Here is a 22,813-nt window from a genome sequence, read left to right on the forward strand (position 1 = left end):
CCGTCGACGCCTGGTACGACGCGCTGCTCCCGCGGCTCGTGCCCCTGCAGGCGGCGTACGGCGGGCAGATCTGTCCCGTGACCTCCGTCGCCCGACGCAGGACCGCCGAACGCGGGAGACGCCGCCGTCGCGGGACCGCCGAACACCGGCGGAGCGGGCGGCGCCACCGGATCTCCGGCCGCGGCGTGCTCGCTCCAGCGGTGCGTGTGGTCTCGGGACGCCGCCTCGGCTGCGGCGACACTGACCTCGTTGAGCAGCGCGAGGGCGTCGGCTCGCTCGAGCCCGGAGAGGAGGCCGGTGATCGGCCCGGGCACGGTGTGCACCTGAGCACCGGAGACTCCCTGCGCCCGGTCGATGGGCCCCTGGCTCAGCGACACGCCCTGGAGACGCGCGAGCGGGAAGACCGCGAGCTTGCGCCACACGATTCCCCGACGCAGCAGCAGGCCGTCCGTCGTCACCGTGTATCCGTGACGCTTCCAGGAGAACGGTCGCCGCCACCAGGCCCGGCGCGGCATCGTCCGGTAGGGGTCGGCGTCGGTCGGACCGACGACACCCTGGTCCCACAGCGCGGGGATGCTCTCGACCGGCACGTCGGGCAGCACGAGCGACAGCACCCGCTCCACGTCCGCGCGCTTGCCGACCGGGAGCACGACGTTGAACTGCTGACCGCTGCTCGACGACTGCTGGGCAGCGCTCTTGCCGCTCATCCGGTTGATCTTGATGGTCCACCAGCCGAACGGCCGCCAGAGCAGGGACTGCGACACCTCGACCGCGAAGATGCGGCCGGGCGGGAGGGTCTCGGTGACGGTGGTGAGCAGCCCGTAGGTGATGCGCACGCCGTCGGGAGTGGGCGCGATGGAGTAGCGCAGCGACTTGGATATCTGCGCCCAGGTGATGCCGACCACGGCGATGACCATGGGGACGCCCATGCCGAGACCGATGCCCAGCAGCACCACCCCGCCGTCGGGTTCCCCGTCGATGAGGATCCCGATGAGGGTGCTGCCGATCGCGATGGCGAAGATCACGCCGAAGAACACCAGCCACAGCAGCCCGGAGATGAGCTGCGAGCCGATCAGCCGGCCGGCCGGGATCTTGACGACGCTCTCGGGCACGACGTCCTGCAGGTCCACCCCGGCGAGCAGGCCGTTGACGCCCTCGTTCATCGAGCCGGCGAGCTGTGCGCGGGCGGAAGCCGGAGCGGTCCCGCCGGGCGCCGCTGCGCCCTGCGGATCCAATGCCGCGTGCCGAGCGGCACGCGCCCCGGACGCCAGGCGCAGGATCTCGGCGCGCACGCCTTCGGCGCGCGGCGTCGCCAGGTATTCGAGCGCGACGTTCGCGTCGGTGCCCGCGCCGACGACCTCGAGTTTCGCGAGGCCGATGATGCGTGCCGGGAACGGCCGCGTGAGGTTCACTCCCTGCACGCGGTCGAGCGGGGCCCGACGGTGCGACCGGAAGATGATGCCCTTGCGCACCTCGACATGGTCGCCGGTGATGCGGAACTGCTGGAAGCGCCAGACGAACCAGAAGATCGCCACGAGCACCACGACGAGCGCGAGGACACCCAGCAGCGCGATCAGGGCGAAGTTGTTCGCGAGCACCCAGTCCACCGGGTCGCCGCCGGTGTAGTCGTCGTAGTGCGCCTCCTCCGGCGCGAACTGCCCCACGAGCCAGGCGATGACCCGATCGCGCATGTTCGCGATCACGATGCCGCCCACGATGATGAGCGCCAAGCCGCCCTTGAAGAGCGGGGTCAGCGGATGCATCCGGTGCCATTCGCCGTCCGCGAGGTGCGTCGACGGTGTGCCCGCGGGGGTCTGCCCTGGTGCGGCGGTGGGGAGCTGCTGCGACTCGCTCACAGGCCGGTCCGGCGGGTCTCGGCGACCTGGATGAGCGTGTCGCGCAGCGCCTCGGCCGCCGCCTGGGTGAGGCCGGGGATCTGCACACCGGTGGTCGCTGCGGCGGTGACCATCTTGAGCTGGGAGATGCCGAACGCCCGGTCGAGCGGCCCCTGGGTGATGTCGACGAGCTGCATACGGCCGTAGGGCACCGCGATCATGCGCTGCCAGAGGATGCCCTTGCGGAACACGATGTCGTCCGCCCGCAGCATGTAGCCGATCGCCCGCGCCTGACGCGGGAGGATGACCAGCGTCACGAGGGTGATGAGGATGATGACCCCGGCCGGGATCCACACCCAGTCCTGCTCGAGCACGATGTTCAGCACGACGGCCGCCGCCACGACGATCGCCAGGAAGATGACGTTCTGCACGATCTGCGACACCACGTAGCGCGGCGAGATCTGGTGCCAGGTGCCGTCGAGCTCGAGGCGGGCCTCGTTGCGCGCCGTGCGCAGGCCCGTGTAGGTGCCCTGGTCGAGGGCGCCGAGGTCAGTGCCCTCCGCCGGGTTCAGGGGCGCGGTCTCTGGGTTCTGAGTCATCAGGATCCTTCGGCAGGGTGCAGAACTGTTCGGCGACGAGAGCGGCGACGACGAGCACGACCGCACTCGCGATCAGCGCCACCATGGCCACAGTCGACCCTATCGGGGGATCGATGGGGCGCGTGAGGAGGAAGGCCAGCAGCCCGGCGCCGAAACCCGCCATGATCGCCCCCAGCAGGCTGGACGCCCGCGCGAGGGTCGCGGCCCGGAGGGCACGGAACGGGTCGATGCGCACCCCCGACCGGACGCTGCGCCGCACCGGCCAGGCCACCCCGAGCGACGCACCCGCGATGAGGACGAGCAGCACCGGGAGGAAGAGGGACGGCGTGAACGTGGCCCGCCCCGTCGCCGTGAGCATCTGGTCGAGGACGAAGCCGGCCCCGGCGCCGACGAGTGCGAGAACGGCGAGAAGTCCGGCGGAGGTGCGCTTCATCCCTCGCCTCGCGCGTGAAGGTCCGCCGCCAGATCGGCGACCCGGCCCCGGCCCACGAGCTCGGCGTCGGGATCGAGGTCGAGCCACGGCTCCAGGACGAACAGCCGCTCCGCCGCCCGCGGATGGGGCAGCTGGATCCGGGGGTCGTCCGACACGACGTCGCCGTAGGCGATGAGGTCGAGGTCCAGGGTGCGGTCGCCCCACCGCTCGCCGCGCACGCGGCCGTTCTCGTCCTCGATGGCGTGCAGCATGCCGAGGAGGATCTCGGGAGCGAGCCGGGTGGTCACCAGAGCCACCGCGTTCACATACCCGGGGGCGTCCGGATCGGGGCCGTCCAGGCGCAGCGCCACCGTCTCGAACAGGCGCGACAGGCGCACGTCCGAGACGAGCGGGAGCCGCCCGATGCGCGCGGCCGCGGCGCGGATCGTGTCTTCGCGGTCGCCCAGGTTGGCGCCGAGCGCCACGACCGCCACCGTCTCGGGGCGCGGAGGTCGGGGCCCCGGCACCTGCGGCGGGCGGGTGAGGTTGCGGCTCATGTGGTGATGTCCTCCAGCGACTCCGGCGCCCGCGTCCGGTGCACCGTGACGGCCACGTCGCCGAAGGTCAGGGCGATCGGAGCCTGCGGCTTGTGCACCGTCACGGTCACCTGCTGCACGCGGCGGTCACCGAGGGCGACGTCCGCGATCCGCTCGGCCAGGGTCTCGATGAGGTTCACCGGCTCCCCCGCGACGACGGCGGCCACCCGCTCCGCGAGCTCGCCGTAGTGCACGGTGTCGGCCACATCGTCGGAGGCGGCGGCCTGTTCGAGGGAGAGCCGCAGGCGGAGGTCGACCGTGAACTCCTGTCCGTTCTCCCGCTCGTGCGGGTAGACGCCGTGGTGGCCGAACACGGTCAGCCCTGTCAGCACGATCTCGTCGAGGAAGTCCATGCCTCTAGGGTACGGCGACGCTCCGACCTCGCACTCAGCCTTCCCAGGCGCGCGTGATCGCGAGGGCGTCGCGGGTCGCCGCGACGTCGTGCACGCGCACCGCCCAGGCGCCGGCGCGCATCGCGAGCGCACTCGTCACCGCGGTGGCCAGGTCCCGGCGCTCCTCGGAGACGCCGTCACCGCCCGGCGCCGCCGCCTGCAGCACGTCGGCGAGGAAGCGCTTGCGCGACGTCCCGACCAGCACGCGGAAGCCGAGGCCCACGATCTCGTCGAGGCCCCGCAGCACATCCCAGTTCTGGGCACCGGCCTTGGCGAACCCGATACCGGGATCGACGATCAGGCGGGAGGGCGCGATCCCGGCGGCCGCTGCCTCCCCGATGCGCTCGCGCAGCTCGCCGGCCACCTCTCGGGCGACGCGGCGGTAATCGGCGTTCGCGTACATGTCGGCGGAGAAGCCGCGCCAGTGCCCGATCGCGAAATCGGCTCCCGAGTCCGCCACGGCGGCGCGCATGTCGGGGTCGGCGAGTCCGCCGGAGACGTCGTTGACGATGCGCGCCCCCGCCCGGACGGCGGCCGCGGCGGTCGACGCGTTGAGGGTGTCGATGCTGACGACGGCGCCGGCCGCCGCGAGCTGTTCGACGACCGGAAGGACACGGCGCTGCTCCTCGTCCACCCAGACGCGCTCCGCGCCGGGCCGGGTCGACTCGCCTCCGACGTCGAGGACGGACGCCCCTTCCACGCGCAGGCGGAGGCCGTGGGTGACCGCGCGGTCCGCGTCGAGGTACCGCCCGCCGTCGCTGAACGAGTCGGGCGTCACATTGACGATGCCCCAGATCCCGGTCATGCGCGCGATGTCCCGACCCCCGGCACGGTCATGCCGATCAGGGTCACCAGCTCCGCACGCGCCACGGGATCCGTGTAGACCCCGCGCGCCGCGATGGTCAGCGTCGAGGCCTCGGTCTGCCGCCCGCCCCGCATCGTCACGCAGCCGTGGCTGGCATCGAGCACGACGAGCACGCCGCGCGCGTCGAGGTTCTCGGCGATCGTGTCGGCGATCTGCTCCCCCAGCCGCTCCTGCACCTGCGGCCGCGCGGCGAGGACCTCCACGACGCGCACGAGCGCGCCGAGGCCGACAACCTGCTCGCCCGGAAGGTAGGCGATGTGCGCATGCCCTGCGAAGGGCAGGAGGTGGTGCTCGCACACCGAGCGGAAGCGGATGTCGCGCAGCAGCACCGCGCCGGACGGCAGGGTGTCCGGCGCCGGCCCGCGGGTCACGCTGATGGTGTGGGCGAGCGGCTCGGCGGGATCCTCGCCCACCCCGGCGAAGAACTCCGCGTAGAGCTCGGCCATCCGGGAGGGCGTCTGTTTGATCCCCGGACGATCGGGGTCCTCGCCGATCGCCTCCAGGAGTTCCCTGGTGAGCCGCTCGACGCGTCCCTTGTCGACGGTCACGTCACGCCGTCGCGGGACGAGGGTTGCCCGCTCCGGCGGAGCCCTGCTGCGGACGCGGCGGGGCCGTCGGCGCCTCGACGGAGGCGGCGAGCGAGACGTCCTTCTTCGGGACCTCGATCGGCGGCCGCTCCGAGACCGGACGGTCCTCGCTGGACAGCCACAGCGGACGCTCGGGGAGCTTCTTCACCTCGGTGAAGATCTCCGCGATGCGGTTGTGGTCGAGGGTCTCCTCCTCGAGGAGCGCGAGGGCGAGACGGTCGAGGATGTCCCGGTTCTCGCTGAGCACCGCGTACGCCTCGTTGTGCGCCTGCTCGATGAGCGCCCGCACCTCGGCATCGACGCGCTCCGCGACCTTCTCGGAGTACTCGCGGCCACGGCCCATGTCGCGCGCGACGAACATGTCGCCGCCCTCGGTGCCGAGCTTGACGGGGCCGACCTGCGTCGTCATGCCGTACTCGATGACCATCTTGCGGGCGATCGAGGTCGCCTTCTCGATGTCGTTCGACGCGCCGGTTGTGGGGTCGTGGAAGACGAGTTCCTCCGCGACGCGACCGCCCATGGCGTAGGTGAGCTGGTCCTGCAGCTCGTTGCGGGTCACGGAGTACTTGTCGTCGAGCGGCAGCACCATCGTGTAGCCCAGCGCCTTGCCGCGGGGCAGGATCGTGATCTTCGTCACGGGGTCGGTGTAGTTCATCGCCGCCGCCGCGAGCGCGTGTCCGCCCTCGTGATACGCCGTGATGAGCTTCTCCTTGTCCTTCATCACGCGAGTGCGACGCTGCGGACCGGCGATCACGCGGTCGATGGCCTCGTCGAGGGCGCGGTTGTCGATGAGCTGCGCGTTCGAGCGGGCCGTGAGCAGCGCGGCCTCGTTCAGCACGTTCGCCAGGTCGGCACCGGTGAAGCCGGGGGTCTTGCGAGCGACGACCTCGAGGTCGACGTTCTTCGACAGCGGCTTGCCCTTGCTGTGCACCTCGAGGATCTTCTGGCGGCCCTTGAGGTCGGGGGCGTCGACACCGATCTGACGGTCGAAGCGGCCGGGGCGCAGCAGCGCGGGGTCGAGGATGTCGGGACGGTTGGTGGCCGCGATCACGATAACGTTCGCGTTCGGGTCGAAGCCGTCCATCTCGACGAGCATCTGGTTCAGCGTCTGCTCGCGCTCGTCGTTGCCGCCGCCCATGCCGGCGCCGCGGTGACGGCCCACGGCGTCGATCTCGTCGATGAAGATGATGGCCGGGGCGTTCTCCTTGGCCTGGCTGAACAGGTCGCGCACGCGGGAGGCGCCGACGCCGACGAACATCTCGACGAAGTCGGAACCGGAGATCGAGTAGAACGGGGCTCCGGCCTCACCGGCGACGGCGCGGGCGAGGAGGGTCTTTCCGGTTCCGGGAGGGCCGTACAGGAGCACGCCCTTCGGGATGCGGGCGCCGATGGCCTGGAACTTCGCCGGGTCCTGCAGGAACTCCTTGATCTCGTGGAGCTCCTCGATGGCCTCGTCGGCACCGGCGACGTCGGCGAAGGTGACCGTCGGGGTCTCCTTGTTGACGAGCTTGGCCTTGGACTTGCCGAACTGCATGACCTTGCCGCCGCCGCCCTGCATGGAGGACAGGAGCCACCAGAACAGCAGACCGAGCAGCACGAGGGGAAGAAGGAGGGAGAGGAAGCCGTCGAACCAGGTCGCACGCGGGACGGCGTCGTTGAAGCCGTCCTTCGGAGCGGCCGCATCGATCGCGGAGACCACCTCGTCGGCGCGGGCCTCGACGTAGTAGAACTGGACGTTCTCGGAGCCCTCGAACGGCTTCGACAGCGTCATGTCCACGCGCTGATCGCCGTCGGTGGTGACGACCTCGGTCACGGTCTTGCCGGAGAGCAGCTCGAGCCCCTCCTGCGTCGTGATCTGCTTCGGCGCACCGAGGTTCGAGATCAGCAGGAATCCGCCAAAGAGCAGCACGCCGATCAGAGCGATGTAGATCAGCGGATTGCGGGTGAGCTTCTTCACATCCATGGTCGGATCAGCGTATCGCCTCCGTGCTAGGGGGCCGCTGTGCGTTCACCCACGGCGCAACGCCCCCGACGCTGCGGCCTGGGTCGCTGAGCCCGCTGGAGCCCGCCCGGGTCGCTGAGCCTGTCGAAGCGTCAGCTGTAGACGTGCGGTGCCAGCACGGCGACGTCGCGGAGGTTGCGGTAGCGCTCGGCGTAGTCGAGTCCGTAGCCGACGACGAATTCCACGGGGATGTCGAAGCCGACGTACTTGCAGTCGATCTCGACCTTCGCGGCCTCCGGCTTGCGTAGCAGCGCGAGGACCTCGATCGACTCCGCACCGCGGGACTCGAAGTTCTCCAGGAGCCAGCTCAGGGTGAGGCCGGAGTCGATGATGTCCTCGACGATGAGCACGTGCTTGCCGTGCAGGTCCGTGTCGAGGTCCTTGCGGATCTGCACGACGCCGCTCGACTTCGTGCTGGCGCCGTAGCTGGACACCGCCATCCAGTCCATCGGCGCGTGGAACGGCAGCGCTCGCGCGAAGTCCGCCATGACCATGACCGCGCCCTTCAGCACGCCGACGAGGATGAGGTCCTTGCCCTCGTAGTCCTTCGCGACCTGCGCCGCGAGCTCGTCGAGCTTGGCGTGGATCTCCTCCTCGGTGACGAGGATCTGTGCAAGGTCGTCCTGGATCTCCGCGGCGCGCATGGATCGATTTTAGGCGACGCGGCGGTGTGCTCCGGTCGCGGGCGCGTACCTCTCCCCTGGGCGGGCGGCACCGCACTACTCTGACGGTGACGTGGGCGCACGCCCCGACGGAAGGAGATCCCCATGGCGACTCAAGACATCCTCAGCCAGGTCCCCCTCGACGACATCGCAAAGAAGCTCGGAGTGTCGCGCGACGAGGCCAAGGTCGCGGTCGAGCAGGGCGGCGCCGTGCTCCTCGGCGGGCTGGCCAAGAACGCGGAGAGCTCCGAGGGGTCGGCGGCCATCGAGAAGGCCCTCGGCAAGCACCGCGGCGCGTCGAGCCCGGCGACGGTCGACGACATCGATCAGGAGGACGGCGAGAAGATCGTCTCCCACATCCTCGGCGGGAAGGAGAAGGAGGTCACGAAGGAGCTGACGGAGTCGAAGGCGACCCCGGGCATCGACTTCGGAAAGCTCCTCCCCATCCTCGCGCCGATCGTGATGGGTCTCATCGCCAACGCGACCAAGGACAAGACGGCGAAGGCGGATGCGGGCACGGAGGGCTCCGGCGGGATCGGCGACGTCATCGGCGGCATCCTCGGCGGCGGCGACTCCGGCTCCGGCGGCGGGTTGGGTGACGTGCTGGGTGGCCTCCTCGGCGGCGGCAAGAGCGGCTCCGGCGGCGGCATCGACCTCGGCGGGATCCTCGGCGGCCTCTTCGGCGGCAAGAAGTAGAACGTGACGCCGCCGCGGCCCGCGATTCAGCGGGTCGCGGCGGTGAACACGATCCGGCCGCCCTGGCGCACGGCGGCGCACCCCGGCAGGTCGATCGGGCCCTGACCCGACCAATCGGTCACGAGGCGGGCGACCTCGATCGTCTGCGCACGGCTCAGGCTCGCCCCGAACTCGCTGTCGACCACGAGGCGGATGATCCGGTTGCGCAGCGCGGCTGGGTTGGCGGCGAGCGCGGCGACGCTCACCGAGATCCCGGCCTCCGCGTGCTCGACGATGTCCTCGATCGTCTCGTGGATCATCTCGTCGAACGCCTCCGCGTCCTCCCGGAGCTGCTCGGCGGTGCGCGCCAACGCCTCGGCGATGCCCGGGCCGAGCTGCGTCTCCAGCACGGGGAGCACGTGGCGACGCACCCGCACCCGCGTGTAGCGGTCATCGGTGTTGTGCGGGTCTTCCCACGGCTGCAGCTCCGCCGCGGCGCAGAACGCACGGGTGGTCTCGCGGCGCACGCCGAGCAGCGGGCGCAGCCACTGGAGGCCGTCGTCGTCCTCCCGATCCGGTGCCATGCCCTGCAGGCTCGTCGCCCCGGAGCCTCGGGCGAGTCCGAGCAGGACCGTCTCGGCCTGATCGTCGAGCGTGTGACCGAGCAGGACCGCCCGCGCGCCGATGTCGCCCGCCGCGTCCCGGAGCACGCGGTAGCGCGCATCCCGCGCGGCCGCCTCGGGACCGCCGTCGCCGTCGACCTCCACGCGGACGACGAGCACCTCGAGCCCGAGCTGTCCGGCGACGCGTGCCGTCTCGGCGGCGACCTCGGCGGATCCCTGCTGCAGACCGTGGTCGACCGTCACCGCGGTCGCACGCACCCCGCGTTTCGCGGCCTCGAACGCGGTGGCCGCCGCCAGTGCGAGCGAGTCGGCGCCGCCGGACACCGCGACGACGACGGTCGAGCCCTCGGGCAGGTCGGCGAGCGCGGTGCGCACGGCGAGGCGGATCTCGGCGACGGCGGGGTCGAGGGAAGGCATCCCTCCACGCTAGGGCACCGTCTCGGCTGCCGTGTCGCCCGAAACCGCGCAGGGCTATCCTGGCGCCGTGACCGGTCGCTCCCCTGCTCCGTCGTTCCGCCCTGAGCGCTTCAAGGCGTTCGTCGATGCGGTCGTGGCGATCGCGATGACGTTGCTGATCCTGCCGCTCACGGACTCGGTCGCCGAGGCGGCCGCCGATCACTTGGATACGGCACAGTTCCTCGCCGCACACGCGGGCCAGCTTCTGAGCTTCGGATTGAGCTTCCTCCTCATCGCGGTGTTCTGGATGGGGCACCACAGTCAGTACCGGGACGTCCAGGCGGTCACGCCGGCACTGCTGTGGATCAACGTGGCGTGGATGGCGACCATCGTGTGGCTGCCGGTGCCGACGGCGATGATCGGTCAGATGGAGCCCGACCCTCTGCAGGCGGTCCTCTACATCGGCACGCTCCTTCTGACGCAGGTCACGACGCTCGCCGGCTGGCTCTATCTGCAGCGGCACGGGGAGCTCATCACGGCACCCCCGGCGGTGATCCGCGGCGGAATCGCCGGTGATTTCGCGGCGATCGTCCTTTTCGCGATCGCCCTGGTCATCGCCGTCGCCGCGTCGCCGAACGGATACCTGGGGTTGCTGGTCCTCCTGTTGAGCAGTCCTCTCTCACGCCTCCTGAACCGGATCGTCCAGCGGCGGCACCGGGACAGCCATCCCGCGCCCCCCGAGTAGGCTGGTCCGCGGCATCCCAACCGATCTTCCTGAGGAGCACACGCATGGGCGCACACGACGCCGTCATCGAGATCCCGCGCGGCAGCCGCGTGAAGTACGAGGTCGACCACGAGACCGGGCGAGTGCACCTCGACCGCGTGCTCTACACGACCTTCGGCTACCCGGCCGACTACGGCTACTTCGACAACACGCTCGGCGAGGACGGCGACCCGCTCGACGTGCTGGTGCTCCTCGACCACCAGATCTACCCCGGCGTCGTCGTCGAGGTCCGCCCCGTCGCCGTGCTGAAGATGAGCGACGAGGCCGGCGGAGACGACAAGCTCGTCGCCGTGCTCTCCAAGGACCCGCGCTGGGCGCACATCCAGGACATCGACGACATCGCCGAGTACACGAAGAAGGAGATCGCGCACTTCTTCGAGCACTACAAGGACCTCGAGCCCAACAAGTGGGTCAAGGTCGACGAGTGGGGCAACGCCGCCGAGGCGCAGCGCATTCTCGACGAGGCCATCGTCCGCTTCGGCGAGCAGGGCCACTGACCCCACCTGGGTCGCTGACCTCTCTGGGTCGCTGACCTTCTCTGGGTCGCTGAGCCTGTCGAAGCGAAGACCCCCGGACACCAGGCGTCCGGGGGTCTTCTGCTGTCCAGCCGTCCGTCAGACGGAGATGCCCTTGCTCGCCATGAAGTCGATGGGGTTCGTGTAGCGGCCGTTGATGTAGACCTCGAAGTGCAGGTGGCAGCCGAAGGAGCCGCCGGTGTTGCCCGCATACGCGATGACCTGGCCGGCGCGCACCCACTGGCCGTTCCGGACCGCGAAGCCGCCGGGCTTGATGTGCGCGTAGCCGGTCGCGATGCCGCCGCCGTGCTGGATCCGGACGTAGTTGCCGTACCCGCCGTTGTAGAACGCGGCATCGACAGTGCCCGAGTGCGCCGCGTAGATCGCTGCGCCGCAACCGTTCGCGAGGTCGACGCCGTAGTGCCAGCTCGACGAGCAGCCGTTGGCGTTGCACTGCTGCGAGCGGGGGCCGTAGCCGGAGCTGCGGTAGCCGCCGTGCGGACGCACCCAGCCGCCACTTCCCGGGGTCCCTCCTCCGCCGCTGTTCCCACCGGCGTTCGCGGCGGCCTCGGCGGCCTCGCGGCGCTTGCGCTCCTTCTCGCGCTCCTCGACGCCCTTCTGGTAGCCGGCGACGGTGGTCGCGGTGGTGTCCTTGAGCGCGGCGAGCTGCGCCTGCATCGTGGCGAGGTTGGAGGACTGCTCGTCGAGCGCGGCCTGCGCGGCGTCTGCGGCCTGCTGCGCCGCGACCATCTTCTCCTCGGCGATCTTCTGGAGCCGATCGCGCTCGTCCCGGGCGACGACCGCCTGGTCGCTGAGCGACTGGGCGGAGTTCCGCGCGGCGACCGCGTCGTTGTAGACGGTCTGGTTGTACTCGAGGAGCTTGTCCATCGACCCGAGGCGGGCGAGGAGCTCGTCGGCGTTGGCTGCGGAGCCCGCGAAGAACAGCTCCAGCGAGGTGTCGTCACCGCCGTTGCGGTAGAGCTGGGCGGCGACCTGTCCGGCCTTGCGGGCGGACTCGTCGGCGACGGCGGCCTGCGCGTCCGCCTTCTCCTGCAGCGAGTCGGCCTCCGCGATCGCGGCGAAGTAGGCCTGCTGCGCGTTGTAGAACTCGGTCGAGGCGACCTCGGCGGCGGCCTGCGTCTCGGAGACCTTCTGCGTGAGCGACTGGATCAGCCCCTCGATGCGCTTCACCTCTGCGGCCTTGGAGGCCTCGTTCTGCTTGGCCTTCTGCACGTCGTCCCAGCTCGGGTACGACGCGGCGTGGGCGGCCGTGACTCCGGACGTGATGCCGAACGCGCTGAGGGCGACGACGCTGAGCGCGCCGAGTCCGAGAGCGCCGCGACGGCTGATGCCGTCGCCGAAGAGGGTACGTCGCTCCGTCGGGGTGGGCGCACACCCGCAGTCCGCGGATGCTGCGAGTGCCGCATCCTGCGTGGTCTTGTCGTTCACACGGCCCCTTCCGCCGGTTTCACAGATGCCACAGTAACAACAACTTTCACACCAGCACCAGACTCCTGGAGCGGCGCGAACGGCATCCCCGACCCCTCCATGGTCCCGCTCGAACACGCCCGGGGGAAGCGGGTTCCGGGCTCGATTCGCGATTTGCCCGAATGATCCCTTATGCTTGAGCGTCGGCAAGGAAGTCCCCCGGGACTGACTCGGCCCCATCGTTTAGCGGCCTAGGACGCCGCCCTTTCACGGCGGTAGCACGGGTTCGAATCCCGTTGGGGTCACTCCATCCGATACAATTGAAAACACCAGTATGGCCCTGTAGCGCAGTTGGTTAGCGTGCCGCCCTGTCACGGCGGAGGTCGCGGGTTCAAGTCCCGTCAGGGTCGCTCCGTGCGACGAGCTCTTTCTTCGGAGAGGGCTCTTCGTCTAGGACGCGGCAGCATCATCGCCGCGCGGCTCTGTAGCTCAGTTGGTAGAGCGTTCGACTGAAAATCGAAAGGTCACCGGATCGATGCCGGTCGGAGCCACAAGGCTGATCATTACAATCAGCCCAGAAACCCTCGCCTAGCTTCTACATGGCGGGGGTTTTGCTTTGCCCTGGAACGAACGGGACGCGGCTTCCCGGATCCGAGGCGTCACATCCCGATCCCCGCCGACGTAGAATATGGCTCAGAAGACATTTCTACGGGAGGCGACATGACCAACGCATCAGTGCTCGTGCGCGCTGCGCGGAAGAGCAGCGGCCTCACGCAGAAGGATCTCGCCGAGCGAACCAACGTCGACCAAGGCCGAGTATCTCGGGTGGAAGGTGGCCGGGAGGCTGAGTTCAGCACAGTCGAGCGCTTCCTCCGTGGCGCCGGCTACCGCTTGTACTCCGCACCGACGCGACGGGACGACGCGGCAACCATCGCGGCGGCGATCCGCGGGTACCTGCGAGCGGGTGACAAGTACAGCGCACTTCGCGAGTTCATCCAGCTGAGCGACAACCTCAACGCCGAGCACGGCCTCGTACGCGGGGTCCTCGGTCTCGCGGAACCCGAGCCGACCGGCGACCGCGTCTGGGACGCCGCCCTGGCAGCCCTCGTGGATCTTCGCCTCCGCGAGGAGGGGCTCCCCACTCCGGCGTGGGTCGACGCCCCGAACAGGCGGGTCCAGGTTCCCCGTACCCTGGACGTCGATCCGGCGGATCCGATCCCGGCGCCCGACGACGTGCCCACGGAATTCTTCGAGCGTGGTGTCCTTGTCTGGCAAGACACACTGACGAGCGTCTGATGGCTGACGCACTGAACCGCGACGACATCATCGCCGGCCTCCGCGACCTGGTCGGGGAGCTTCATGCCGCTGGCGAAGTCGCAGGCATCCGACTTGTCGGTGGCGCTGCGCTCGTCATCAGGTACTTCGACCGCCGTGCCACCGGAGACCTCGATTCCCTTCACATCAACCCTGGAAGTGACGAAGCCGTTCTCGCTGCGGCCTCGCGCGTCGGAGACCAGCGCGGGTGGAGCGTCGGCTGGTTCAACTTCGCTGTGGAGCACGCGGATTCCGTGCCGACGTTCGGGCGTCGAACTGTCGAGTGGGAGACGATCTACGACCGAGACGGCGTCATCATCCAGGTCGCCTCGAAGGACGCGCTTCTCGCCATGAAACTCCGCGCCAACCGGCCAGGACGCGACGTGGACGACATCCGTCAGTTGCTCAGCCTCTGCGGCATCACCACATTGGAGGCGGCGGAGGCTCACTACGAGGACTTCTACCCGGGCGACGGTCTCAGCGACCGCGCTATCGGCATCGTCGAGCGGATCCTCGATGCCGGCCTGCCGACAGCGGTTCCCTCCCCCGGTCCCATCCATCTCTGACGCGATAACAGAGCGGGGTGGAGAGAGGGGAGAACGGGAGGAGGCGACGCGCAGACTCACGCCGACACAGGTGAGTCCGCCGAGCCATCCTTCCTCGCGTCGCCCGCGGCGACCGCGTGCGGCAACGCGTAGGTCACGAGGCTCACGATGAATTTCCCGGGCTCCTCGAACATGCACAGGTGCGCGGAGTTCTCGAACCACACGACGTGCGTCGAAGGCGCCGTCACGGTCTCCAGCCAGCGGGCGACCGGTCCGGTGGGGGTCGTCCAGTCGTGTCGTCCGAGGAACTGGAGCATCGGCACCTCGAACGCCGTCTGATCGCGGGCGTCGAAGCCGAGCAGGGCGGGCAGCACCTTACGCATCGTCGCCCGCTGCCCGACACCGATGAGGCCCAGGTCGGCGTCCGTGTAATACGGGGACAGCTCCTGCGACTCGGTGAAGTACGCGAAGTCGGAGCGATACGCCGAGAGGCCGCCGTAGTACTGCGCCCATCTCCGGCAGGTCACGATGCGTTCGACGGTCAACGGCTCGTCACCGGGGTACTCCCCGAGCGCCTGCAACTCGGAGATCGCCTGCTCGTTCCGGTCCGCGACGGCACTCCGCAGCGCGTGGCGGAAGCTCTCCTCCTCGTTCTCGGGACCGGAGATGACCTGGCCGACGCCGACGTACGCCCACAGCAGGTCGGGACGCCGCCGGGCGAGGGTGAGCCCGAGGACCGTCCCCCAGCTGTGCCCGAGCACCCCGACCTTCTGCACGCCCAGCTCGCCCTGGAGCCACGCGATCAGGTCCACGAGATCGTCGACGTACCGGTCGACGCTGAGGTCCATGTCCTCGGACACGGACCCCGCGGACTTGCCGCTCGCGCGCTGGTCGTAGTTGACGACCGTGAAGTAGTCCTCCACGCCTCGTTGCCAGACCCACGACGAGGGCAGCGACGGGAGGGCCGGACCGCCGTGACAGACGACGAGCACGGGGTTCCGTATGCTCCGACCGCGGATCGAGACGAACTGGGCGACGCCGCCGAGCTCGACGTACGCCGTCCGGTCGATCGACTCCGGGTTCGGGATCCGGCACAGATCCGCGATCACCGCGCGGCCGAGGTCGTCACTCATGTCGATCACCCTAGGAGAGAATCACACCGGCGGAACGGTCACCCCAGCGCGCGCTGCGACACGCCCCGATGCGCGGTGACGTAGTCGAGCACCGCCGCCCAGTGCGCCCCGTGACCCGTGCGATACATGGTCCCCCACGGCTCGCGCCCCACCTCCGCGGACGAGCGCAGCAGATCGAGCATCGCCTGCGTGCGTCGGCGCATCATGTCCGGGAGCACCGCGCGCAGCTCCTCGTCGGCGCCGTATCCGTCGACGAAAGCCGCGAGGTCTTCGGCGGAGCGCTGCGGGTCCCGGGTCGGATCCGGAAGCGCGAACGTCTGCGCGGAGAAGGCGAGGTCTCACGAGCGGGTGCTCGGGGAGGCGCCGTCCCAGTCGATGAAGACCCAACGGTCGCCGAGCATCAGATTCCACGGCGCCAGGTCGTTGTGGCAGATGAGCTCCTGCGCGGGCGGCGAGAGGGGTGGTTCCCAGACCGCATCAGCAGCAGGGACGTACCTCGCCGAGACGTCATGGATCCGGCGGACCATCCCGCCCACGCGACCGAGCTCGGCGGCGGAGAGCGGTGCGGCATCCATCGCGAGCGCGCCGGGGAGGAACTCGATGATCTGCCGCCCCTGCGGGTCTCTGCCGAGCGGCTCCGGCGCATCGACGCCGCCGTCCCGCAGCGCCCGCACATAGGCGATGACGTGCGGGGTCGCGGCTGTCCACGCCTTGCGGACGGTGTCCCCGACCCGCACGACGGGTCCGCTCGCATTGCCGCCCTCGAGGACTTCCTCCCGCATCCCCCGAGGCTATCGGAGGCGCCTTGGGCAGAGATCACTCCTCCGGGTGACGAGGGATACCTCCCCCGACGGACGCCCCCCGCGAGCCACGCCAGCAAAGTGGAGGTATGACACGACGACACCTCCTCCCCGCTGCCGCTCTGCTCCTCGGCGGCACCCTGCTGCTCGGCGGATGCGCCGCCGTGGAGGGTCTCGTGCACAAGCAGTCGACCCGGACCTTCGACGACGCCGACGCCTTCCGCGCGGACACGCCGGTCGACGCGGACTGGGTTCCGGACGACGCGACCGCTCTCACGCTCCGGACGTCGACCATCGAGGACGCCGACGACGCCGTGCTCCTGCTGACGAGCACGACGGCGCTGCCGGACGAGTGCGTGGAGACGGAGCGGACCTCCGCCCCGACCTGGACTCTGGACGACGGCCCGTCCGCGTACGAGGCGAAGACCGTCTCCGTCTGCGGCGACTGGAGCGTCATCCCGTCCGACGACGGCTGGTTCGGATGGACACCGAACTCGGACGAGGAGAAGGCCTCCGCCCGGAGCTGAGGTCCGCTCAGAGGTCGTCGAGGGCCTCGCGCGCCGACTCCACGGCCTCGGCAGCGGCGTCCTTCTTCTCCACGGCCGCGGTGCGCCGCTCCTCCGCGGCGGGACGGTCGCGCTCGACGCGATCGGCCTCCTGACGCAACTTCTCCAGCTGCGCCTCCAGCTCGGCGATGCCGTCGGCAAGCTCCTCGGCGCGGTCGCTCAGTGCCCGCACCGCCTCGTCCTCCTTCGTGAGCGCCCGCTCCGCCGCCGCGAGATCCTTCTCCGCAGCCGCCACCTGACGCTCCGCATCCCGGCGCTTCCGACGCTCCTGCAGTTCGTCCGGGGGACGCGGGGCCTGCGGCCGCAACGTCGGGAGAGTCCCGGCGACCGCGTCCCGGATGTCATCCGCGTTGCCGGAAGGTTCCAACGCCCGCACCAGACGCCCCGAGGCGACAGCGGCGGCCGCATCCGGGTCGAAGAACGCCGCGGAGATCGTCTGCTCCACCGCGTCCCGCGTCGCCGCCGTCACGCGTTCACCCCGGGACCCCGCAAGGTCGGCAGCGGCCTCGGCAAGGCGCCGGGTCAAGGCCCGACGCTCCCGTCCGAGCTTCGCCAGTGCAGCGGCATCCAGGTCCTCCTGCGCCTCGCGCAGCTCCGCCGCGAGCGCCAGGGCCTCCCCGAGCTGGGCGGCGCGCTCCTGCGCGAAGACGTTGACGACCCAAGCGGCGACCGCGGGCTTGCGCAGCGCCTTCACCTCCGCGGCGAGCGCGCGGTCGTCGAGGTCTTTCGCCCGCGCGTTCCGGGCGGTCGTGAACTCCTCGGGCGGCCCCGCATAGAGCACCGCCGCGATGTCATCGAGAGTCGGAGCGGCCATGCGCCCACGATACGCGTCGCCGTCTGGCGAGGGCCCGGAGGACGGGACTACTCGATCGCGAGGTAGTCCGCCGCGTCCGAGGCGACCAGCATCCTGGCCCCGAAGCCTCCGCTGCCGTTTCCGGGGTACAGGTAGAGCTGTCCGGCGGCCGTGCGCCCGATGATGTCCGCGCGCCCGTCGCCGTTGTAGTCCACCCCACCGGTGACCTCGGTGAACTCCTGCCATCCGGAGCCCACCTGCCGGGAGGTTCGCAGCCCGGACGACCCGGTGTAGAGCTGGAGTGCTCCGGTGCCGGTGACGGCCAGGATGTCCCCGCGCCCGTCCCCGTCGAAGTCGCCGGCGATGAGGTAGTGGAAGGCGTCCCAGCCGCCGCCATAGGTGATGTGGGGCGTGCTGAAGCCGCCCGCGCCGTTCCCTCGATACACCGTCAGCACACCGCCCTCGGAGACGCCGATGAGGTCCTGCCGACCGTCCCCGGTGAAGTCCGCGCCGGATGCGACGTGTCGCATGGAGTACCAGCCCGACCCCGGCGTGTTCGCGGCCCGGAAGCCGCCGACGCCGTTCCCGGCGTAGAACTCCAGAACCCCGTCGGAGCGCGCCACGAGGATGTCCGCGTTGCCGTCACCGTTGAAGTCCGTGTGGGTGATGTGGCGCCTCGAGTTCCCCCAGTCAGCTCCGAAGAGCGTGGTGGGGGCGCCGAAGCCGCCGCGGCCGTCACCCGCTCGCAGGCGCAGATCGCCGTTACCGGCGACGAGGAGCAGATCGGTGTTTCCGTCTCCTGTGAAGTCGGCGACATCGAGTCCCGCGGGGTCTCCTGTGCCCAGCCCCGGGAAGAACAACGGGATCGTCCCGCCCCTCGTGACGTTCGACAGGCAGGTGAAGCCCTGGTTGATCTGGGAGTAGACCTTGCCGTTCAGCCACACCTCGAAATGCAGGTGATACGCGGCGGAGTTGCCGGTGTTCCCGACGACGCCGATCTGCTGTCCGCGCAGGACCTTGGTCCCCGGCGCGTACCAGCCGGGCGCCGCCATATGGGCGTACCGGGTGACGTAGCCGCCCGGATGCTGCACGTCGACGTAGTTTCCGTAACCGCCGTTCGACGTGCGGCTCTTGATCACGCCGTCATACGCCGCCAGGATCGGCGTCCCGCCGTTCCGGGAGATGTCGATGCCGTCGTGCGCTCGATAGTTGCCGAGGCATCCGTCGCCGACCTTGGACTGGATGTTGCCCGAAGCCGGGTAGACCATGTAGCCGTCGGACGCCGCGCTCGCGGAGCCGGTCGTGGTGAGGGCCGGCGTCAGCGATCCCAGCACGATCGCGAGCACGGCGACGATCCCGATGCGACCAAGACGCAAGCGGGACGTGCGCTTCATCTCGAAGTTCTCTCTTGCTCGGCGGCCCCAGGGGACGTGGTGTCCTCCGCGGTCACCGTACCAAGGGCAGACGCCCCGCCACGCGAACGCCACCCCCTTCGCCCCGTTCCGCCGGCCTCACACCGGTGATCGTGAGACCCCACGGGGGTGTACCGTCAGCACCATGGGAAGACTCCGGTACGACGGGCACTCGGATCCGATCCTCATCGAGGACGAGACGCTCGCGCATCTGAAGATCGTCATCGCCACGAAGCTGCGTCGTCAGGAGAGCTTCATGATGACCTGGCAGCCTCCCGAGGGCGGCATCGACCGGCGAGCGAGCGTCTGGATCCATCCCGCCATCCCCCTGCAGTTCGGCTTCGACGAGGCGGAGCCGCCGGCCGTGGACCCGCACCGCATCCAGGAGATCATGCAGGCGCTCAATGCCTCCGGCGACCTTCAGCTGGACCATCTCACCGGCCCGCGCTGACGCGCACCGACGTTCAGCACGGAAGGTCGCTGCCCTGGACACCGCTCTGATCCTCGTTCTCTTCCTGGTCATCCTCGGCCTCATCGTCGGGGCTGCTTTTCTCCGCGGCTGGGTGCGGCGCAGCGCATCGTCGGCCGGCGAGCGCGCGGGAGCACGGTACACCGCCGCGCGGATGGAGGAGATCCTCGCCGACCTCGGCGCCACTCTCCTCGTCCACGCCTCCCCGACGGCCACGGCGGAGCTCCTGCGCGTGGTCGTCGCGGAGCGAGGCAGGAGCTTCTCGCTGCTCCCGGATGGTGCACTGGGAGTCCGCTTCGTCGAACCGGACGACACCGTCGCGCGATTGGTTCCCCGCAGCGGGGGAACTCTCCTCCGCGTCGAGACCTTCCGCGAGTACCTCGGGTTCCCGCAGACCGCGCCCCTCTGGCGGGAACTGCGCGCCCTCGCGGCCGCTGAGGCTGCGATCCGCGGGATCGAGGTGGGCGACGGACCCGTCTCCGTGTTCGAGCGCGGCCCGGAGCTCGACGACCGCAACGCGCGCTGGTTCCGGGTCTGATCGTCGCCGCAGGCCCTCGAATTGAGGGTCACGATTCCCAGGTGACGCAATTAGGCTAGACGCGCGCCGCGCCCCGCAGGGACGGATGACGACCCGGTCGTGGCGCATGCCGGGGGCCTCCTCCTCCGAGCTTGCGATCCCGTCCACGGAAACGAAGTCCGCTTCGTGTCGCGGACACGCCAGAAAGGCTTGAACCCATGAGCGAATCCTCGGGCACACCCCGCGACGACGACCGGTCGCCGGACTTCTTCGATCAGCTGATCGAGACGGCTCCCCGCGACACGTCGTCCACGTCCACCTCGGCGTTCACCATCGGATTCCGCGGCTACGACAAGGGCGAGGTCGACGCCGCGCTCGCATCGATGCGCGCCCAGCTCCAGCAGGCCGCTGATGAAGTCGCCGAGGCGAAGGCCCGCGAGGCCGAGTCGGTCGAAGCTCTCAAAGCCGAAGAGCGAGCGGCACGCGAGGCCCTGGAAGCCGAGCTCGCCGCCGCGAACGCCAAGGCCGCGGACGCCGAGCAGCAGGTTGCGACGCTCACCTCCGAGCTCGTCGACATGCCGCAGGCCGACGGCGAGGAGGCGCCCTCCCGCCAGCAGTTCGAGGCGATCCTGCGGGTGGCCGAGGAGCAGGCGAACGTCCTCATCCAGAACGCCGCCGTGCAGGCCGACCGCCTGATGACCTCGGCCCGCGAGGAAGTCGCCGCGCAGCGCGCCGAGGCCGAGGCGGATGCCGAGCGCATCATCTCCCAGGCTCAGCGCGACGCCGATCAGGTGCGGCTGAAGATGGAGACCGAGTACACGGCCCACGAGGCGCGCATCGAGCGCGAGGCCGCCCACGCCGCGGAGAAGGTCAGCCAGGCGTCCCAGGAGGCCACGGCCATCCGGACCGAGGCCGAGAAGGGCGCCGCGGCGCTCCGGTCGCTGGTCACCCGCGAGACCACGCAGCTGCGCGCGGACGCCGAGCGCGAGGTCCGCGAGATGAACGCCCGCGTGCTGGAGTTCGAGGAGACCCTCACCCGCCGCCAGGACGACGCGCAGCAGGAGTTCCTCGTCCTCCACAACCAGGCGGTCGCACACGCCGAGCGCATCACGACCGACGCGAACGAGCAGGTCACCGCCTCGCTGGAGCACGCCCAGCGCATCTCCGCGAAGGCCGACGGCTACGAGAAGCTCATGCGCTCGCAGGCACAGGCGATCGAGGCCGACGCGCAAGTCCGCGCCAGGGACATCCTCGAGCGCGCCCGCGTGAAGTCTCAGAAGATCGTCGACGCGGTGACCGGCCACACCTCCACCGTCCTCCGCGACGCCGAGGATCGCGCCCGTCAGCTGCGGTGGCAGCAGCAGCAGCTCACCAGCTTCATGGCCGAGGTGCGCGAGCTCATCCGCCCCGACGGCATCTTCAGCGACGACAGCCTTCCCACGGAGATCGCGGTGACAGAGGCCACGATCGACGAGGACGACGACGAGAACGAGGACGACGTCGTCGAAGCGACCGTCGAGAGCTTCCGAGGCGACGAGGTCCTCGACGACGAGCTCGACGACGACCGTCCGCTGGAGAAGATCACGATCGACGTCGTCGAGACGGACGACTCCTCGAAGCGTTGATCCACGCGGATACGACGAAGGGGCGAGCAGCTGTCCGCTCGCCCCTTCGTCGTCTCCGTACGACTCAGGCGCGGCGGAGCTGTGCGGCCGCCGGGCAGTCGAACGGGTCGCGCGCCGCCAGGCCCACGCGGTTCAGGTAGGCGATGACGATCGCGTACGACTGCCCGAGGCTCGTCTCCGTGTACGGGATGCTGTTCGCCGCGCAGTAGTCGCGCACGATGCCGCGGGCCTTCGACAGGTGCAGCCGCGACATGTTCGGGAACAGGTGGTGCTCGACCTGGTGGTTGAGGCCGCCCATCAGCCCCGTCACCCACCATCCGCCGCGGATGTTGCGCGACGTGCGCACCTGCTTCGAGAAGAAGTCGAGCTTGGCGTCCGGGGCGATGACCGGCATGCCCTTGTGGTTGGGGGCGAAGGACGCGCCCATGTACACACCGAAGACCGCGAGCTGCACACCCAGGAACGCGAAGGCCATGCCGACGGGAAGCAGGAGGAACAGCGGCACGAGGATGACGGCGAACCGGAGGACGATGAGACCGAGTTCGGTCCAGCGCCCCTTCACGTTCTTCCGCGTCATCAGGTGCTTCAGGCCGAGGTAGTGCAGGTTGAGCCCCTCGAGCGTCAGGAGGGGGAAGAAGAGCCACCCCTGCTTGCGCGTGATGAGCCGGACGATGCCGCGCGACTGCGCCGCATCCTCCTCCAGGAAGGAGATGGTGTCGACCTGGATGTCGGGGTCCTTGCCGACCTGGTTCGGGTTGCCGTGGTGGCGGGTGTGCTTGGAGTCCCACCAGTGGTAGCTCATGCCGATGATGCCGGCGAGCACGCGGGCCAGGCGGAAGTTCGCGGGCCCCGTGGAGAGGATCTGACGGTGCGCCGCCTCATGGGCGAGGAAGGCGACTTGCGTGAAGACGACCCCGAGGGCGGCGGCGATGAGGAGCTGGAACCAGCTGTCACCGAGGAGGAGGAAGCCCGCGACGCAGCCGGCGAAGGCGACGACCAGGGCGGCGCCGATCAGCGTGTAGAACACAGGAGTGCGCTGCAGGAGCCCGGTCTCCTTCACGACCTGCTGCACATCGCGGTAGGCCCGGGTGAGCGGGGGGAACTCGGCGTTCCCGGCGTAGGTCTGACGAACCGGTCCGAGCGTGGCGGTGACGGTCGGGGAGGATGTGCGGGAGATGATGCTCTCCTGTCGATCGGGAGCCCTTGAGCTGAAGAAGCCAAGGGCGGTTGCCGATCGCTGTGGCCACACTAACCGCGCTCGCATACGC

Annotated in this window: 26 protein-coding genes and 3 tRNA genes; 12 read left to right on the forward strand and 17 right to left on the reverse strand. The window is 69.9% G+C overall.

All coding sequences use genetic code 11. From position 1 onward, the window contains the following. The 9 genes from DW296_RS01880 to hpt form a co-directional block, all read right to left on the reverse strand. Positions 1 to 1,856: PH domain-containing protein (locus DW296_RS01880; protein WP_240742954.1), on the reverse strand; the 1,856-nt coding region annotated here is incomplete at its 3' end. Further along, positions 1,853 to 2,434 carry a PH domain-containing protein gene (locus DW296_RS01885; protein WP_060921542.1) on the reverse strand — a complete coding sequence of 194 codons (582 nt, stop codon included), beginning with the start codon at positions 2,432 to 2,434 and terminating at the stop codon, positions 1,853 to 1,855. The genes DW296_RS01880 and DW296_RS01885, both read right to left, overlap by 4 nt. Next, positions 2,385 to 2,867: a DUF3180 family protein gene (locus DW296_RS01890; protein ID WP_136050852.1), complete on the reverse strand. Its 483-nt coding sequence runs from the start codon at positions 2,865 to 2,867 to the stop codon at positions 2,385 to 2,387. The genes DW296_RS01885 and DW296_RS01890 overlap by 50 nt, the downstream gene beginning before the upstream one ends. Then, complete coding sequence (gene folK, locus DW296_RS01895) at positions 2,864 to 3,403, reverse strand: 2-amino-4-hydroxy-6-hydroxymethyldihydropteridine diphosphokinase (protein ID WP_136050853.1); 540 nt, start codon at positions 3,401 to 3,403, stop codon at positions 2,864 to 2,866. The genes DW296_RS01890 and folK overlap by 4 nt, the downstream gene beginning before the upstream one ends. Continuing rightward, positions 3,400 to 3,795 (reverse strand): dihydroneopterin aldolase, encoded by a 396-nt coding sequence (gene folB, locus DW296_RS01900; RefSeq protein ID WP_085604020.1) that lies wholly within the window; start codon positions 3,793 to 3,795, stop codon positions 3,400 to 3,402. The genes folK and folB overlap by 4 nt, the downstream gene beginning before the upstream one ends. A gap of 34 nt (positions 3,796 to 3,829) precedes the next feature. Further along, a complete protein-coding gene (folP, locus tag DW296_RS01905) occupies positions 3,830 to 4,639 on the reverse strand; it encodes a dihydropteroate synthase (protein ID WP_136050854.1) in 810 nt (269 codons plus the stop codon). Further along, a complete protein-coding gene (gene folE / locus DW296_RS01910; RefSeq protein WP_136050855.1) occupies positions 4,636 to 5,247 on the reverse strand; it encodes a GTP cyclohydrolase I in 612 nt (203 codons plus the stop codon). The genes folP and folE overlap by 4 nt, the downstream gene beginning before the upstream one ends. Before the next feature lies 1 nt (position 5,248). Next, the gene (gene ftsH, locus DW296_RS01915; RefSeq protein ID WP_136050856.1) at positions 5,249 to 7,249 is read right to left on the reverse strand and encodes an ATP-dependent zinc metalloprotease FtsH; all 2,001 of its coding nucleotides are present in this window, start codon (positions 7,247 to 7,249) and stop codon (positions 5,249 to 5,251) included. A gap of 131 nt (positions 7,250 to 7,380) precedes the next feature. Next, positions 7,381 to 7,932: a hypoxanthine phosphoribosyltransferase gene (hpt, locus tag DW296_RS01920; RefSeq protein ID WP_017204674.1), complete on the reverse strand. Its 552-nt coding sequence runs from the start codon at positions 7,930 to 7,932 to the stop codon at positions 7,381 to 7,383. A gap of 123 nt (positions 7,933 to 8,055) precedes the next feature. On the opposite strand from hpt, the gene DW296_RS01925 reads away from it, so the two are divergent. Next, positions 8,056 to 8,646, forward strand: coding sequence for a DUF937 domain-containing protein (locus DW296_RS01925; RefSeq protein WP_136050857.1), 591 nt, complete (start codon positions 8,056 to 8,058; stop codon positions 8,644 to 8,646). A gap of 26 nt (positions 8,647 to 8,672) precedes the next feature. Here DW296_RS01925 and tilS read toward each other — a convergent pair whose 3' ends face one another. Further along, a complete protein-coding gene (gene tilS, locus DW296_RS01930) occupies positions 8,673 to 9,665 on the reverse strand; it encodes a tRNA lysidine(34) synthetase TilS (protein ID WP_136050858.1) in 993 nt (330 codons plus the stop codon). Between the two features lie 67 nt (positions 9,666 to 9,732). Here tilS and DW296_RS01935 point away from each other — a divergent pair, with 67 nt between their 5' ends. Both DW296_RS01935 and DW296_RS01940 read left to right on the forward strand, forming a co-directional pair. Then, entirely contained in the window at positions 9,733 to 10,389 is a 657-nt protein-coding gene (locus DW296_RS01935) for a TMEM175 family protein (protein WP_240742955.1), read from the forward strand. A gap of 44 nt (positions 10,390 to 10,433) precedes the next feature. Further along, complete coding sequence (locus DW296_RS01940) at positions 10,434 to 10,925, forward strand: inorganic diphosphatase (RefSeq protein WP_071327680.1); 492 nt, start codon at positions 10,434 to 10,436, stop codon at positions 10,923 to 10,925. A 117-nt stretch (positions 10,926 to 11,042) separates the two neighbouring features. Here DW296_RS01940 and DW296_RS01945 read toward each other — a convergent pair whose 3' ends face one another. Further along, positions 11,043 to 12,392, reverse strand: coding sequence for a M23 family metallopeptidase (locus tag DW296_RS01945; protein WP_136050860.1), 1,350 nt, complete (start codon positions 12,390 to 12,392; stop codon positions 11,043 to 11,045). 211 nt (positions 12,393 to 12,603) lie between these two features. On the opposite strand from DW296_RS01945, the gene DW296_RS01950 reads away from it, so the two are divergent. The 5 genes from DW296_RS01950 (at position 12,604) to DW296_RS01970 (ending at position 14,251) form a co-directional block, all read left to right on the forward strand. Then, positions 12,604 to 12,676: transfer RNA gene (locus tag DW296_RS01950), tRNA-Glu, on the forward strand. A 31-nt stretch (positions 12,677 to 12,707) separates the two neighbouring features. Beyond that, positions 12,708 to 12,781 (forward strand) — tRNA-Asp (locus DW296_RS01955). A 68-nt stretch (positions 12,782 to 12,849) separates the two neighbouring features. Further along, positions 12,850 to 12,922: transfer RNA gene (locus DW296_RS01960), tRNA-Phe, on the forward strand. A 169-nt stretch (positions 12,923 to 13,091) separates the two neighbouring features. After that, entirely contained in the window at positions 13,092 to 13,667 is a 576-nt protein-coding gene (locus DW296_RS01965) for a helix-turn-helix domain-containing protein (protein ID WP_136050861.1), read from the forward strand. Continuing rightward, positions 13,667 to 14,251 carry a hypothetical protein gene (locus DW296_RS01970; RefSeq protein ID WP_136050862.1) on the forward strand — a complete coding sequence of 195 codons (585 nt, stop codon included), beginning with the start codon at positions 13,667 to 13,669 and terminating at the stop codon, positions 14,249 to 14,251. The genes DW296_RS01965 and DW296_RS01970 overlap by 1 nt, the downstream gene beginning before the upstream one ends. A 56-nt stretch (positions 14,252 to 14,307) precedes the next feature. Here DW296_RS01970 and DW296_RS01975 read toward each other — a convergent pair whose 3' ends face one another. The 3 genes from DW296_RS01975 to DW296_RS16725 form a co-directional block, all read right to left on the reverse strand. Continuing rightward, complete coding sequence (locus DW296_RS01975) at positions 14,308 to 15,363, reverse strand: alpha/beta hydrolase (protein ID WP_136050863.1); 1,056 nt, start codon at positions 15,361 to 15,363, stop codon at positions 14,308 to 14,310. 38 nt (positions 15,364 to 15,401) lie between these two features. After that, complete coding sequence (locus tag DW296_RS16720) at positions 15,402 to 15,581, reverse strand: hypothetical protein (protein ID WP_342588945.1); 180 nt, start codon at positions 15,579 to 15,581, stop codon at positions 15,402 to 15,404. Positions 15,582 to 15,701: 120 nt separating this feature from the next. Next, positions 15,702 to 16,145, reverse strand: coding sequence for a phosphotransferase (locus tag DW296_RS16725; RefSeq protein ID WP_342588946.1), 444 nt, complete (start codon positions 16,143 to 16,145; stop codon positions 15,702 to 15,704). 107 nt (positions 16,146 to 16,252) lie between these two features. On the opposite strand from DW296_RS16725, the gene DW296_RS01985 reads away from it, so the two are divergent. Continuing rightward, the gene (locus tag DW296_RS01985; protein WP_136050864.1) at positions 16,253 to 16,690 is read left to right on the forward strand and encodes a hypothetical protein; all 438 of its coding nucleotides are present in this window, start codon (positions 16,253 to 16,255) and stop codon (positions 16,688 to 16,690) included. A gap of 7 nt (positions 16,691 to 16,697) precedes the next feature. Here the strand turns inward: DW296_RS01985 and DW296_RS01990 are convergent, their stop codons facing one another. Further along, positions 16,698 to 17,543 carry a transposase gene (locus DW296_RS01990; RefSeq protein WP_136050865.1) on the reverse strand — a complete coding sequence of 282 codons (846 nt, stop codon included), beginning with the start codon at positions 17,541 to 17,543 and terminating at the stop codon, positions 16,698 to 16,700. A 47-nt stretch (positions 17,544 to 17,590) separates the two neighbouring features. Continuing rightward, positions 17,591 to 18,916 (reverse strand): VCBS repeat domain-containing M23 family metallopeptidase, encoded by a 1,326-nt coding sequence (locus tag DW296_RS01995; RefSeq protein ID WP_136050866.1) that lies wholly within the window; start codon positions 18,914 to 18,916, stop codon positions 17,591 to 17,593. Between the two features lie 163 nt (positions 18,917 to 19,079). Between DW296_RS01995 and DW296_RS02000 the strand changes: the two genes are divergently transcribed. The 3 genes from DW296_RS02000 to DW296_RS02010 all read left to right on the forward strand — a co-directional run bounded on the left by DW296_RS02000 (position 19,080) and on the right by DW296_RS02010 (position 21,545). Then, positions 19,080 to 19,385 carry a DUF7882 family protein gene (locus DW296_RS02000; RefSeq protein WP_136050867.1) on the forward strand — a complete coding sequence of 102 codons (306 nt, stop codon included), beginning with the start codon at positions 19,080 to 19,082 and terminating at the stop codon, positions 19,383 to 19,385. Next, a complete protein-coding gene (locus DW296_RS02005; RefSeq protein ID WP_136050868.1) occupies positions 19,339 to 19,941 on the forward strand; it encodes a hypothetical protein in 603 nt (200 codons plus the stop codon). The genes DW296_RS02000 and DW296_RS02005 overlap by 47 nt, the downstream gene beginning before the upstream one ends. Positions 19,942 to 20,138: 197 nt before the next feature. After that, positions 20,139 to 21,545 (forward strand): cell division initiation protein, encoded by a 1,407-nt coding sequence (locus DW296_RS02010; RefSeq protein ID WP_136050869.1) that lies wholly within the window; start codon positions 20,139 to 20,141, stop codon positions 21,543 to 21,545. Positions 21,546 to 21,609: 64 nt separating this feature from the next. Here the strand turns inward: DW296_RS02010 and DW296_RS02015 are convergent, their stop codons facing one another. After that, positions 21,610 to 22,722: a fatty acid desaturase family protein gene (locus DW296_RS02015; protein WP_446724121.1), complete on the reverse strand. Its 1,113-nt coding sequence runs from the start codon at positions 22,720 to 22,722 to the stop codon at positions 21,610 to 21,612. Between the last annotated feature and the right edge of the window lie 91 nt (positions 22,723 to 22,813).

Source organism: Microbacterium sp. K36, assembly GCF_004794355.1.
GTDB lineage: Bacteria > Actinomycetota > Actinomycetes > Actinomycetales > Microbacteriaceae > Microbacterium > Microbacterium paraoxydans_D.